Annotated in this window: 13 protein-coding genes and 1 pseudogene; 7 read left to right on the top strand and 7 right to left on the bottom strand. The window is 65.2% G+C overall.

Annotated elements, in window-relative coordinates; genetic code table 11:
* Positions 1-93: 93 nt before the first annotated feature.
* Positions 94-899: pseudogene (locus C4S70_RS16660) on the top strand (SulP family inorganic anion transporter); the annotation flags it as partial.
* Between the two features lie 94 nt (positions 900-993).
* Here the strand turns inward: C4S70_RS16660 and C4S70_RS16655 are convergent.
* On the bottom strand, positions 994-1,599 hold the full coding sequence (locus C4S70_RS16655; RefSeq protein ID WP_104009234.1) for a flavin reductase family protein: 606 nt from the start codon (positions 1,597-1,599) through the stop codon (positions 994-996).
* An 80-nt stretch (positions 1,600-1,679) separates the two neighbouring features.
* Here C4S70_RS16655 and C4S70_RS16650 point away from each other — a divergent pair, with 80 nt between their 5' ends.
* Together C4S70_RS16650 and C4S70_RS16645 are read left to right on the top strand one after the other, a co-directional pair.
* Entirely contained in the window at positions 1,680-2,189 is a 510-nt protein-coding gene (locus C4S70_RS16650; RefSeq protein WP_104009232.1) for a GNAT family N-acetyltransferase, read from the top strand.
* Positions 2,190-2,240: 51 nt separating this feature from the next.
* Positions 2,241-2,999 (top strand): EcsC family protein, encoded by a 759-nt coding sequence (locus C4S70_RS16645; protein ID WP_104009231.1) that lies wholly within the window; start codon positions 2,241-2,243, stop codon positions 2,997-2,999.
* 198 nt (positions 3,000-3,197) lie between these two features.
* Here C4S70_RS16645 and ptsP read toward each other — a convergent pair whose 3' ends face one another.
* The 4 genes from ptsP to C4S70_RS16625 form a co-directional block, all read right to left on the bottom strand.
* Positions 3,198-5,441, bottom strand: coding sequence for a phosphoenolpyruvate--protein phosphotransferase (ptsP, locus tag C4S70_RS16640; RefSeq protein WP_104009230.1), 2,244 nt, complete (start codon positions 5,439-5,441; stop codon positions 3,198-3,200).
* Positions 5,442-5,489: 48 nt separating this feature from the next.
* Positions 5,490-6,728 (bottom strand): aspartate kinase, encoded by a 1,239-nt coding sequence (locus tag C4S70_RS16635; RefSeq protein WP_104009229.1) that lies wholly within the window; start codon positions 6,726-6,728, stop codon positions 5,490-5,492.
* Positions 6,729-6,823: 95 nt separating this feature from the next.
* Positions 6,824-7,468 carry an SDR family NAD(P)-dependent oxidoreductase gene (locus tag C4S70_RS16630; protein ID WP_104009228.1) on the bottom strand — a complete coding sequence of 215 codons (645 nt, stop codon included), beginning with the start codon at positions 7,466-7,468 and terminating at the stop codon, positions 6,824-6,826.
* A complete protein-coding gene (locus C4S70_RS16625; RefSeq protein WP_104009227.1) occupies positions 7,469-7,912 on the bottom strand; it encodes a DUF1178 family protein in 444 nt (147 codons plus the stop codon).
* 234 nt (positions 7,913-8,146) lie between these two features.
* On the opposite strand from C4S70_RS16625, the gene C4S70_RS19230 reads away from it, so the two are divergent.
* The 4 genes from C4S70_RS19230 to C4S70_RS16610 all read left to right on the top strand — a co-directional run bounded on the left by C4S70_RS19230 (position 8,147) and on the right by C4S70_RS16610 (position 11,899).
* Entirely contained in the window at positions 8,147-8,533 is a 387-nt protein-coding gene (locus C4S70_RS19230; protein WP_235003866.1) for a type 2 periplasmic-binding domain-containing protein, read from the top strand.
* Entirely contained in the window at positions 8,530-9,273 is a 744-nt protein-coding gene (dctP, locus tag C4S70_RS16620) for a TRAP transporter substrate-binding protein DctP (RefSeq protein WP_235003865.1), read from the top strand. Before C4S70_RS19230 ends, dctP begins: the two co-directional genes overlap by 4 nt.
* Before the next feature lie 96 nt (positions 9,274-9,369).
* The gene (locus tag C4S70_RS16615; RefSeq protein ID WP_104009226.1) at positions 9,370-10,584 is read left to right on the top strand and encodes a TRAP transporter small permease subunit; all 1,215 of its coding nucleotides are present in this window, start codon (positions 9,370-9,372) and stop codon (positions 10,582-10,584) included.
* Positions 10,574-11,899, top strand: coding sequence for a TRAP transporter large permease (locus C4S70_RS16610; RefSeq protein ID WP_104009225.1), 1,326 nt, complete (start codon positions 10,574-10,576; stop codon positions 11,897-11,899). The genes C4S70_RS16615 and C4S70_RS16610 overlap by 11 nt, the downstream gene beginning before the upstream one ends.
* 74 nt (positions 11,900-11,973) lie before the next feature.
* Here C4S70_RS16610 and C4S70_RS16605 read toward each other — a convergent pair whose 3' ends face one another.
* Positions 11,974-12,426, bottom strand: coding sequence for a c-type cytochrome (locus tag C4S70_RS16605; RefSeq protein ID WP_104009224.1), 453 nt, complete (start codon positions 12,424-12,426; stop codon positions 11,974-11,976).
* 107 nt (positions 12,427-12,533) lie between these two features.
* Complete coding sequence (locus C4S70_RS16600) at positions 12,534-12,773, bottom strand: Lrp/AsnC family transcriptional regulator (RefSeq protein ID WP_104009223.1); 240 nt, start codon at positions 12,771-12,773, stop codon at positions 12,534-12,536.
* Between the last annotated feature and the right edge of the window lie 38 nt (positions 12,774-12,811).

The following is a 12,811-nucleotide window of genomic DNA, read 5'->3' as shown; positions in this document are numbered from 1 at the left end:
ACGGCGGTTGCCCGCAAACTCGTCACCATTGCAAACGCTCTGTGCAAAATGAGGCGAAAGTGGGCTCCTCAACCCGCCTGAGAAATACAGTTGCTGAACCTGGTGGGCGAGATCACCGGACGGACGCCGCGGTGGTGCCAGCCAATAATGCATCGCCCGGGGCCTTGCGAACACCGTGACCGGATTCTTCGGCGGCATGGGCGGCTGCGCAACGATCGGCCAGTCGATGATCAACGCCAAGTCCGGCGGGCGCACGCGGATCGCCGGCATCGCTGCCGGGCTCTTCCCGCTCATCTTCATCGTCTACGCAGCCCCCGTGATCGAATTGAGTCCGCTGGCGACGCCGGTCGGGGTGATGTTCATGGTCGTGATCGGCATTTTCGCCCGGAATTCGTTGAGCATCCCGCGCCCGGTGCCGCGCACGGACGCGTTCGCCATTGTTCTGATCACCGCCGTCACCGTGATGGCCGACCTCGCCACCGCCGAGGTGGTGGGCTTGATCGTCTCGGTGCCGGCCCATGCCTGGAACAACGCCCGCCGAATCGATGCCGAAACATACAAGACCGAGGACGGAACCCGCGTCTGCCGAATCCGCGGTCCACGGTTCTTCGGCGCGACCGACGGGTTCGCCTAACTGTTCGCCCCCGTAGCCGACCCCGACCACATGATCGTCGACTTTGCCGACAGTCGCGTGGTGGATCAGTCCGCGCTGCAGGCGATCGAGTAGCTGGCCGCCAAATACGAAACTCCCGGCAAGAAGATCCAGCTGCGCCACCTCAGCCGTGACTGTCACAAGCGCCTTAAACGCGGAACACCTCGTGGTCGACAGCGACGACGACCCCGATCATGCACTGGCGGTGGACTACTCGAAAAGAACCGGCGTCCTCGGCGGACACTGACCGCACTCGCCCCTGCTTCTTTCTGGTCCCCAATACCCCGGGGGTGAGGCCGCAGGCCGAGGGGGCAGCGCCCCCTCCTCCCCCGGCCGCCGGATCAGTCGTCGGGACGGATCATCTCGAACACGTCGGTCACCCGGACATAGTCGCGATATCCCATCCGGCCCAGCGGTTGGAACATGGTCACGTCGAACCGCCCGTCGCGGATGCAATCGTCGCGCAGATGGATGCCGGTCACTTCCCCGAACACGACCGTGTTCGCCTCGCCCGGCAATGTCACGATCCGCGTCAACCGGCACTCCAGCGCCGCGGGCGCCCCGTCCACCCGCGCGCAGGGGATCGTCTCGCACTCCGCCGCCTGCACGCCGGCATGGGCGAACTCGTCCGCCTCCCTCGGCAGCGTCGCCGAGGACGTGTTCATCGCCTCGCGCATGGCGTATTCCACCACGTTCACGCAGAACACGCCGGTTTCGCGGATATTGGCCACGCTGTCCTTCACGCCATCCTGATCCGGCTTGCCCCCGGTGCAGGCAAACATCACCTGCGGCGGGACATAGGCGACCCCGTTGAAAAACGAATAGGGCGCCAGGTTGTTCACCCCGTCGCCGGACCGGGTCGAAATCCAGCCGATCGGGCGCGGGGTGATGATCGCGTTGAACGGGTTGTGGGGCAGGCCGTGGCCGTCCTCGGGGCGGTAGAACATGCGCGTCTCCATCTGTTTGCCCAAGGGGTAACGCCGTGCTAGGGCAAACGCCACCGCTTTCGGCAAGAGGCAGGCGCAGGGTGATCCGTCTGAGACCGGAAATCGACGACGACTGGTGGGAGGTCGAAGCCCTGTTCGACCTCTGCTTCGCTCCGGGGCGCGAGGCCCTTTCCTCCTATCGCCTGCGCGAGGGAATTCCCGCCGTTGCCGGCCTGTCGCTCGTCGCGCGGGACGAAAACGGCATCCTTGCCGGCGCAATCCGCTTCTGGCCGGTCCGCGTCGCGGGGCAGCCCGTCCTGCTGCTGGGGCCGGTCGCGGTGCACCCCACCCACCAGGGCGAAGGCCTGGGGGCCGCACTCATCCGCGACGGGCTCGAGGCCGCGCGGCAAAGAGGCTGGCGGCGGGCGATGCTGGTGGGGGATGCGCCCTATTACAACCGCTTCGGGTTCGAAAAACTCCAAGGCGTGGAGATGCCGCCGCCCACCAACCCCGACCGGGTGCTGGGGCTGGAACTTGTTCCCGGCGCCTGGGCGGGCGTTCGGGGCAAGGTCGAACGCTGGAGCGAGGCGCCTGACGAAATCGGGGATTGAATCCGCGCGCCCTTGCCCCGATCTTGGAAAAGGACCGTTGCAAGGGACCGCATGACCGAATTTGCCACGCTTTCGCCCGCCGAAGTCGAAACCGAACTCGATCGGCTCGCCGCGCGCTACCGCGCCGCCGGGGGTGCGGGCGTGCATCTGCTGAACCTCTTGGGCAGCAAGGCCGAGGGGCTTCTCGACCGCCTGCCGCCGTCGCTGCGCGAGGGACTTGACGACGCGACCGAACGCGCCCTGGCCATCGCCATGAAGGCGGCTCACGAAACCCGCAAGACCGTGCCCGACCAGGCCGAATGGGTGAACACGGCCGTGACCACCGCGATGGGCGCCGCGGGCGGGTTCGGAGGCCTGCCGACCGCGTTCGTGGAACTGCCCGCCACGGTGACCGTCCTGCTCCGTGCGATCCAGGGCGTGGCCGCCGAGCACGGGTTCGACCCCGCCTCGGAAAGCGTGCAGTTCGACTGCGTGCGGGTGCTGGCGGCGGCCGGCCCCCTGTCATCGGACGATGGGTCGGATCTCGGCTTCATCACCCTGCGGCTCACGCTGACGGGTGGCACGATGCAGCGGCTGATTGCCATGGTGGCCCCTCGCCTCGCCGCCGTTCTGGGGCAGAAGCTCGCCGCCCAGACCGTCCCGCTTCTCGGGGCGCTGGCCGGGGCGGGAACCAATTACGCCTATACGCGCTACTACCAGGAGATCGCGCATGTCCATTTCGGTCTGCGCAAACTGGCGATCGAGGCCGACATCCCCGAGGCCGACCTGATCGAACGTCTTCGCCAAAGAATGCGCCCCCGCCTTGGCTGAGGGGACGGGCGGGCCAATCTCGAACGAACACGCCTGCCGCCGATGCATGATACACGCCGATCCCGGACCGGGGCTGCAAAAGCCCCTTTTCCTTCATCTTGCGGAAAATACTCCGGGGGTGCGGGGGCAGCGCCCCCGCGTCGGTCGGATCGCGCAAGCGATCCGAAACACCTGCCTCCGCCACTCCGGTCGCCGCTTTTAACCGTTCTCCCGCAGCCAATGCATCACTGCCGGCCGCACCGACTGGTCGCCGCGGTGGCGCGCATCGGCGATGATCTTGCGCACCTCGCCCAGATCGGCGCGGCGCAACAGGCTCTTGACCGGCCCGATCGAGGCCGGCCGCATCGACAGCATGCGGATCCCGGTTGCGGCCAGGCACAGCGCCTCGACCGGACGGCCCGCGTCCTCGCCACAGAAACTCAGCGGCGTTCCCGAAATCGCGCAGCGTTCGACAATCCGCTCGATCAGGCTCAGAAAGCTGACATTCAGCGTGTCATAACGTTTCCGGACCAGTTCGTTCTCGCGGTCGGCGGCAAAGAAAAACTGCTTGAGGTCATTCCCGCCGATCGAGATGAAATCCACCTCGTCAAAGAACTTCTGGGGCGCGAAGGCCAGCGATGGGGTTTCAAGCATCGCGCCCACTTCCAGCGCGTCCGGCAAAGGATGGCCCAGCCGCCGTTCGCCTTCGATCACCTTGTGCACCTCGGCGCGTGCGGCGCGGTATTCTTCCCATTGCGCGACAAAGGGGAACATGATCGCCAAGGGGCGGCCGTTTGCGGCCCGCACCAGCGCCTGCAACTGCATCCGCAGCACGCCCGGCTTGTCCAGACCGACCCGGATTGCGCGCCAGCCCAGCGCCGGGTTCGGCTCATTGACCGATTTCATGTAGGGCAAAACTTTGTCCGACCCGATGTCCAGCGTTCGGAACACGACCCGTTTGTCGCCCGCCGCGTTCATCACCCGCGCGTAATATTCCACGAGTTCCGACCGCTTGGGCATGTGCGCGCGTGTCAGAAACTGCAGCTCGGTGCGGTAAAGCCCTACGCCTTCGGCGCCGGAGCTGTTCAGGGACGGCAGGTCGGCCATCAGCCCCGCATTCATGTGCAGCGAGATCGTGACCCCGTCGCGCGTCGTCGCCGGCTTGTCGCGGATCGAGGCATAGCGCTGCTGCGCCTCGGCCTGCATCGCGATCTTGTCGCGAAAGGCGGTGACCACCGTGTCGTCCGGCCGCAAATGCACGATGCCCTGTTCGCCGTCCACCATGATGTGGTCGCCGTTCAGCGCCTCGGTCGTGATCCGCTTGGCATTCACGATCAGCGGAATCGCCAGCGCCCGGGCCACGATCGCGGCGTGACTGCCGACCGAGCCTTCCTCGAGCACGATCCCGCGCAGCCGGCGCCCATAGTCCAGCAGCTCGCCCGGTCCGATGTTCTTGGCCACCAGAACCGGATCGGCGGGCATCTCGGCACCGGTTTCCTCGCCCTGTCCGGTCAGGATCCGCAGCAGGCGGTTGCTCAGATCGTCCAGATCGCTCAGCCGTTCGCGCAGGTAGGGGTCGTTCACCTGCTCCATGCGCGACCGCGCGAGGCTCTGCTCCTTTTCCACCGCCGCCTCGGCGCTCAGGCCGCGGGCGATGTCCTCTTCCATCCGCCGCATCCACCCCTTGGAATTGGCGAACATCCGATAGGCCTCGAGTACCTGCAGGTGTTCCTTGTCGGCGTCCCGCGACTGCGCCAGCATCTTGTCCACGCCCACGCGCAGCTGTTCGACCGCGTTCGTCAGCCGCTCCAGTTCCCGTTCGGGATCGTCCGCGACCGGGTTGGTCACCACGACGCGCGGCTCGTGCAGCCAGACATGGCCTTCCGAGGTGCCCTCCTGCGCGACCGTGCCGCGAATCATCACCGGTTGCTGGTGCAGCGGCGACAGCGCCGCGCCCTCGCCGACAAAGGCGCCCAGTTCGGCCATTTCCGCCAGAACCATCGCGACCACTTCGAGCGCATAGACCTCGTCGGCCGAGAAATCCCGCGCCTCGCGCGACTGCACCACCAGAACGCCCAGCTTTTCGCCGACGCGCTGGATCGGAATTCCGAGGAACGAGGAATAGCGTTCCTCGCCCGTCTCCGGCATGTAGCGGAATCCCCGTTCGGCCGGCGCGTCGGCGGTGTTGATCACCTGGCCGGTCCGGGCCACGCGCCCCACCAGACCTTCGCCCAGCCGCAGCCGGGTCTGATGCACCGCTTCGGGCTTGAGCCCCTCGGTGGCGCACAACTCCAGCGTTTCGTTGTCGCGGAACAGATAGACCGAGCACACCTCGGTCCCCATGCTGTCGGCGATCAGGTGCACAATGCGGTCCAGCCGGGCCTGGCCCGCCTCGGGGCTGGCCATGACCTCGCGCAGCCGTCGCAACAGCTTGCGGCTTTCGCTTTCGGTCCCGTCAGGCATGGGCGCCGATTCACCTCCCGGTTGTCAGGCCCGCCGTGTCAGCTCCCTTCAGGCGGCCTTGTCCAGTTCGAACGCATCATGCAGCGCCTGAACAGCGAGTTCCATGTATTTCCTGTCGATCAGCACGGAAATCTTGATCTCGGAGGTGGTGATGACCTTGATGTTGATGCCTTCGTCCGACAGCACCTTGAACATCTTGGCGGCCACGCCCGACTGGCTGCGCATGCCGATGCCGACCACCGACACCTTGGCCACGTCGCGGTCCACCACCAGTTCGGAATAGTTCAGCGCGCCCTTTTCCTTGATCTCCGACAGCGCCGCCTCGGCGCGGGCGACCTCGCCCACGGGGCAGGAAAAGGTCATGTCCGTGCGCCCCTCTTCCGAGATGTTCTGCACGATCATGTCCACGTTCACGCCCGCGTCCGACAGCGCGGTAAAGATCGTCGCCGCGATGCCGGGCCGGTCGGCCACGCTCAGCAGGGTCAGCTTTGCCTCGTCGCGCGAATAGGCCACGCCCGCCACAGGTTTCGATTCCATGACATCCTCCTCGTCGCAGACCAGGGTTCCGGCCTCGTCCGACTGTTCCTCGAAGCTGGAGAGCACTCGCAGCTTCACATGATAGCGCATCGCCATTTCGACCGAACGGGTCTGCAGCACCTTGGCACCCAGGCTGGCCAGTTCCAGCATTTCCTCGAAGGCGATGCGGTCGAGCTTGCGCGCCTTTTCGCAGATGCGCGGGTCGGTGGTGTATACCCCGTCCACGTCGGTGTAGATGTCGCAGCGCTCCGCCCCGAAGGCCGCCGCAAAGGCCACCGCGGTCGTATCCGATCCGCCGCGTCCCAGCGTGGTGATCCGCCCGTCCGGGCCAATGCCCTGAAAACCCGCGACCACGGCGACGCGCATGCCTTCGGCAAACTTGGTGTTGATGTTGTCGGTGGGGATTTCCTCGATCCGGGCGGCGGCATGGGCGTCGGTGGTGCGCACCGGCACCTGCCATCCCTGCCAACTGCGCGCGGGCACGCCCATTTCCTGCAGTGTCAGCGCCATCAGCCCGGCGGTCACGTTCTCGCCCGAGGAGACCACCGCATCATATTCGCGCGCATCGAAAAGCGGCGAGATCTCCTCGACATAGCCGACCAGCTTGTTGGTTTCGCCCGCCATGGCCGAGACGATGACGATCACGTCATAGCCCTTGGCCACCTCGACGCCGACACGCTTGGCCGCGCGGCGGATGCGGTCCAGATTGGCGACCGAAGTGCCGCCGAATTTCATCACCAGAACGGGCATCGCTCATTCCCCAGGATCCTTGGTCCCGGCGGGGTTTACGCGGTGACGCGCATCTGCGCAAGACGTCCGGAATGTCGCGCCGGGCGGGCGGCGCATTACATGGGATGATCGCGCCCGTCCCAGGTGCGGAAACAACCCGTGGTTTCCAGCGACAGTTCCGCGAACCGCTGGATCAGCCCGGCGGCCGCGGTGGCGGCGTCGATCTCCGCAGCGCCGCCGCCCATGTCGGTGCGCACCCAGCCGGGGTGGTAGATGCCCACCGCGATTCCCCGCGGTTTCAGGTCCGCGGCAAGGTTGCGGCCCAGGTTCAGCGCGGCGGCCTTGGAGGCGCGATAGATGTAGCTGCCCCCCGGCGCCAGCGCCTGCGAGGCCATCTGCGACGAGATGATCGCGATTTTCGGGTTCTCCGACAGCCGCAGGTTCGGCAGCAGCGCCTGAATGGTCAGAAAGACCCCTGTGACATTGGCGGCAAAGGTCTGCGTCCACATCTCGGCCGGGTAGCCGGTATCCAGATCCTGCCCCTTGTCCAGATAGACCCCGGCATTGCAGACCAGCATGTCGACCGGCCGGCCCGCCAGCGTCTGCGCGAAGGACTTGTGCTGGTGGGGGGCGGTCACGTCCAGCCGCCAGCCTGTTCTGCCGTCGCGCGACGTGCCCATGACATCAGCGCCCGCCGCCCGGTAGCCGTCGGCCAGCGCCCGGCCGACCCCGCGATTGGCGCCCGTAATCAGGACATGCATTCAGTTCGACTTTCGTTGCGGGCGAAAGGGCAGGGGGGCCACGGGGATGCCGTCCTCGATCAGCGCCTTTGCCTCGTCGGGGCGGGCCTCGCCATAGATCGACCGCGCCGGGGCCTCGCCGTCATGGATGGCGCGGGCCTCTGCCGCGAAGTTCCGGCCGACATAATCGGAATTGGCCTCGATCCGCCGGCGCAGCTCGGCCAACGCCTGTTCGGCGGGGCTGGCCGGTTCGCTCAGCGGGCGGCTGGGGGCATCGGGCTGCGCCTTGGCCTTGTCGCGCGACGCCTGCACCCGGGGCGCCATCACTGATTTTTCCACCTCGGTCGAGCCGCAGACGGCACAGGCCACCATGCCCGCCGCGTGCAGCTTGTCGAACGCATCGGATGACTGGAACCAGCTGTCAAAGCTGTGGCCATCGGCGCATTTCAAAGCATACTGGATCATGTCCGCAACACCTTGAGGGTTCAGCATTAGATACCCACGAGATGCGCGAGTTCAAGAGGCACCGGTGTCGCATTCGGCGATCTGCCCGGCCTCCGGGACGGGCGCGCGACGGGGTGCGACACGCAGTCCGCCCGAATTGGGAAATTTTTCTTACCAAAGCAAGGAGTATCCGGTTGTGATCGGGGTGGTGGCGCCTGTGACGGGGGCCGTCAGCACGTTTGGGAGGAAAAAGAAATGACCAATGAACGGATTGGCCGCCGCAAGGCGCTCAAGACGCTTGCCGCGGGGGGTGCGGCGTCTCTGGCCGCGCCGGCGATCGCGACGGCGGCCGGGGAAACCATCACCTGGAAGATCCAGACCAGCTGGCCCGGCGGGATCGGGTTGCAGATCTTCAAGGACTGGTGCGCCTCGATCAAGGAAAAGACCGGCGGGCAACTGGAATTCATTCCCTTCGGCGCCAAGGACGTCGTGGGCGACTTCCAGCTCTTTGACGCGGTGAAGAACGGGGTGCTTCAGGCGATGAACCCCTTCACGCTCTATTGGGCGGGGCGGATCCCGGCTTCGGTGTTCCTCAGTTACTACCCGATGGGCCTGCGCAACCCGCATGAATGGCCCGCATGAATGGCCCGCATGAATGGGACGTGTTCTATTACGGGCTCGGCGGGCTGGAGATCGCGCGCGAAATCTTCGCCCGCGAAGGCATGTATTACGTCGGGCCGATCCATCACGGGCCGAACATCATCCACTCCAAGGTGCCGATCCGGTCGATCGACGACTTCCGCGGCCGCAAGATGCGCCTGCCGGGCGGCATGGTGGCCGAAGTGTTCCAGGATCTGGGCGCCAAGACCACGCTGCTGCCTGGGTCGGAGATCTTCCCGGCGCTGGAGAAGGGCACGATCGACGTGGCCGACTATGTTGGGCCGGCGATCAACTATGCGCTGGGCTTCAGCCAGGTGACGAAATACATCTCGATGGGCCCGCCGGGCTTCATGTCGCTCTATCAGCCGGTGGACCTGATGGACCTGACGGTGGGGATGGACGCCTGGAACGCGCTGCCGCCGGAGATGAAGACCTTCGTGGAAATGGAGGTTCACGTCTATTCGGACATGCACCACGCGCAGATCCAGAAGGCCGACCAGGAGGCCTGGAAGAAGTTCGAGGCCGACGGCACCGAGGTCACGCGGCTGTCCCAGGACGACGTCGAGGCGATGACCGAAGTCGCGGTGCCGCGCTGGTTCCAGTGGGCTAACAAGGACAAGGACGCCGCGCGGGTCTTCAAGATCCAGCTCGACTACATGATGTCGGGATCGCTGGGCTATGTGACCCCCGAGATGATCGAGGGCCAGGAGCTCAAGCTTTGATCGCCTGATGCGAAGCGGCGCCGCGGTTTCCCGCGGCGCCTTTTCCTTGGCGGGCAGGTCGCCCGCGCAACAAGGTTTTCTGGAGAACAACTGCGAATGCCAAGCGTCAACTTCGTGCTGCCGCACTGGCTGTATTGGCTGGGGCTGATCGCCTTTCCCGCCATCGCCATGCTGCTGTCGCGTCGCCAGCGCCCCGAACCGGGATCCCGGACGTTGGGGCTGGCCTATTTCATCTGGCTGGTCGGGGGCTTCCTCGGGCTGCACAGGTTCTATCTGAAAAACGTGTGGGGGTTCCTGTTCTGGCCCCTTTTCGGGATCATCCTGTTTTCGTCCTCGATGGAACGGCAGGCGCGGGTCGAGATAACCGACGCGCGCGCCGCGGTAGAGGGGCTCGAAGGCGCGGTGACCCGGACGGAGCGCCGGATCACCAAGGCCGAAGCCGCGATCGCCAAGGCGCAGGCGAGCCTGGCCGAGATCGACGACCCCGAAAGCAGCGCCGCGGCACGGCTGCAGCGCAAGATCGAAAAGGAACGGCAGAAGGTCGCGGATGCGCGCGCCAAGCTCGACGCCTATGCCGAAGAGCGCAAGTCGCTGACACCGGCCATCGAGGCGGCCGAAGCCAAGGGCGCGCAATGGGCGCGCAATGCGCGCTGGGCGTTCTACGCGATCCTCGCGCTGATGGCGATCGACGCGGTTCTGATGCCATCCATGCTGGCGCGCTGTCGGGAAAAGATGGCGGCGAACCCCGACGATTCGGTAGAGCGCGAAGACCTCGTGGACGACCGAAAGCTGGCCGGAACGGGATGGCCCGGCGCGATCGACCGGCTGTCGTTGTTTGCCGGCGAATATGTGGCCTTCTGGTCGGTAATCGCGGTCTTCGTCTATTACTACGAGGTCCTGGTGCGCTACGTGTTCAACTCGCCCACCAACTGGGCGCATGAGAGCATGTTCCTGATGTTCGGCATGCAGTATCTGGTGGCCGGCGCCTATGCGATGCTGACCGAAAGCCATGTGCGCGTGGACATATTCTATGCGAAGTTTTCCGCTCGCGGAAAGGCGATCGTGGATCTGCTGACCTCGGTCTTCTTCTTCATCTTCGCGGGCACGCTGCTGGTCACCGGCTGGATCTTCGCCCGCGATTCCATCGCCCAGGGCGAGGTCAGCTTTACCGAATGGGGCATCCAGTACTGGCCGGTCAAATGCGTGATCGCGCTGGGCGCGGTGCTGCTGATCCTGCAGGGCATATCCAAGGTGGCCAAGGACGTCGCCACCGTCATCTCGCCGAGGGGAGGGCTGAGCCATGGGGCTTGAGATCGAAATCGGCACCCTCACCTTCATCATGTTCGGCTCGCTGCTGGTGCTCTTGATGGCGGGGCTGCCGCTGGCATTCGTCACCGGCGGGCTGGCCTGCGTGTTCCTGTTCATCCTGGGCGACGCGCAGACGCTGAACATCGTGCCCAGCCGGATCTTTCCGCTGATGACCGACTATCAGCTCTCGGCGATCCCGCTGTTCATCTTCATGGCCTCGATGCTTGAGCGCGCCGGGATCATCAAGGACATGTTCGACGTGATCTACAAGATCCTCGGCGGGCTCAAGGGCGGGCTGGCCTCGGCCACGATCATCGCTTCCACGATCCTTGCGGCGATGGTGGGCGTGATCGGCGCGGCGGTGGTGACGATGGGGATCATCGCGCTGCCGGCGATGCTGAAGCGCAATTACGAACCCAAGATCGCCATGGGGGCGATCATGGCCGGCGGCACGCTGGGCATCCTGATCCCGCCGTCGATCTTGGCGATCATCTACGCGGTGGTGGCCGAACAGTCGGTGGGCGAGCTGTTTATCGGCGCCGTGTTTCCGGGGCTGCTGCTGTCGGGGATGTATATCGTATATGTCACCATCCGCAGCTATCTGAACCCCGATCTCGGGCCGCCGATCCCGGTGGAAGAGCGGATTTCGTTCATCGAAAAGCTGATCCTGCTGCGCAAGATGGCGGCGCCGATCATCCTGATCCTCGTGGTGTTCACCACGCTGTTTTCCGGGGCGGCAACCCCGGTCGAGGCCGCCGGCATCGGCACCTTCGGCGCCTTCATCGTCGCCGCGCTGCATGGCCAGCTCGACTGGGTGACGGTGCGCGAAGCCTGCATCGGCACGCTAAAGGCCAGCGCCATGGTCATCTGGATCATGTTCGGGGCCACGATCTTTGTCGGGCTCTATGTGCTCGAAGGCGGTCAGGCCTTTGTCACCGAGGCCCTGAACGCGACCGGGCTGGGGCCGTGGGGCATCCTGATCCTGATGCAGGTGATCCTGATCATCCTGGGCATGTTCCTGGACTGGGTGGGGATCCTGCTGCTCTGCGTGCCGATCTTCGTGCCGATCATCAAGGATCTTGGCTTTGATCCGCTGTGGTTCGGGGTGCTCTATCTGGTCAACATGCAGATGAGCTTTCTCTCGCCCCCCTTCGGATACGCGCTGTTCTATCTGCGCGGGGTGGCGCCCAGTTCGATCTCGATGGGCCAGATCTTCATGTCGGCCATTCCGTTTCTGATCATTCAGCTGATCGGGCTGATCCTGTGCATGGTCTTTCCCGAGATCATCCTGTGGCTGCCGCGGCTGGTTTACGGGTGACATGAAACGCGAGGCGGCCGCCCGACGGCGGCCGCCTTTGCCGCATGGCGTCAGAAGATCTTTGCCGCATGGCGTCAGAAGATGCCGTTTTCCTTTTGCAGTTCCCGCACATAGCGCACGATCGCCTTGATGTCGGCGTCCGTCAGTCCCTCGACCGGGGGCATGTCCCCGAAACGCCAGTGGTGCGACCGGACGCCGTTGTGGGCGGCCTGGAAAAAGGCAGCATCCCCGTGATGGCCGGGGTGGTAATACTTGTGCACCAGCGGCGGCCCCTTGCCCTCGATCCCCGAGGCATTCTTGCCGTGGCAGGCCGCGCATTTCGCCTCGAAAGCGGCCTTTCCGGTTCGGGCCAGCGGGCTGAACTGGGCCGGCACGCGGACCGTCACGATCGCCGCGCCCTCCGTTCCGCCGCCGGCCGCTTTGGTTTGTTCATGGTCCCCGGTCGGGGCGGTGGTCCACAACACCAGAGCGGCCACGCCGGCGGCCGCCACCGCGCCGATCACCGCGGCCCCTTTTCCAAAGGTCAAATCCGTTCCTCCATGTTGACGGCTCAGGGGCGGCCAGCGTCCCGGACTGATTCGGCCAACTGGATGGCAGATTCCAGCGCGGTAAGGTCAAGCCGCGCGGCGGCGCCTCAGAATGCCTTGAAGGTCAGAGTGGTCAGCGACCGTTCGATCCCGTCTATGTCCAGCAGGTGTTCATTGATGAACTTGCCGATATCTTCGCCTTCGGGGATGTACAGCTTCATCAGCAGGTCATATTCGCCGCTGGTCGAATACAGCTCGGAATGGATTTCGCGCAGGGCGATTTCCTCGGCCACCTTGTAGGTGGTGCCGGGCTTGCAGCGGATCTGGACGAATACGCAAGTGGTCATGAGGCAGCCTCGATCGGTTTTGCGCCACGCTGTCACAT

It is taken from the genome of Jhaorihella thermophila (genome assembly GCF_900108275.1).
GTDB lineage: Bacteria > Pseudomonadota > Alphaproteobacteria > Rhodobacterales > Rhodobacteraceae > Jhaorihella > Jhaorihella thermophila.
This window is presented reverse-complemented; position numbering and strand designations above follow the sequence as displayed.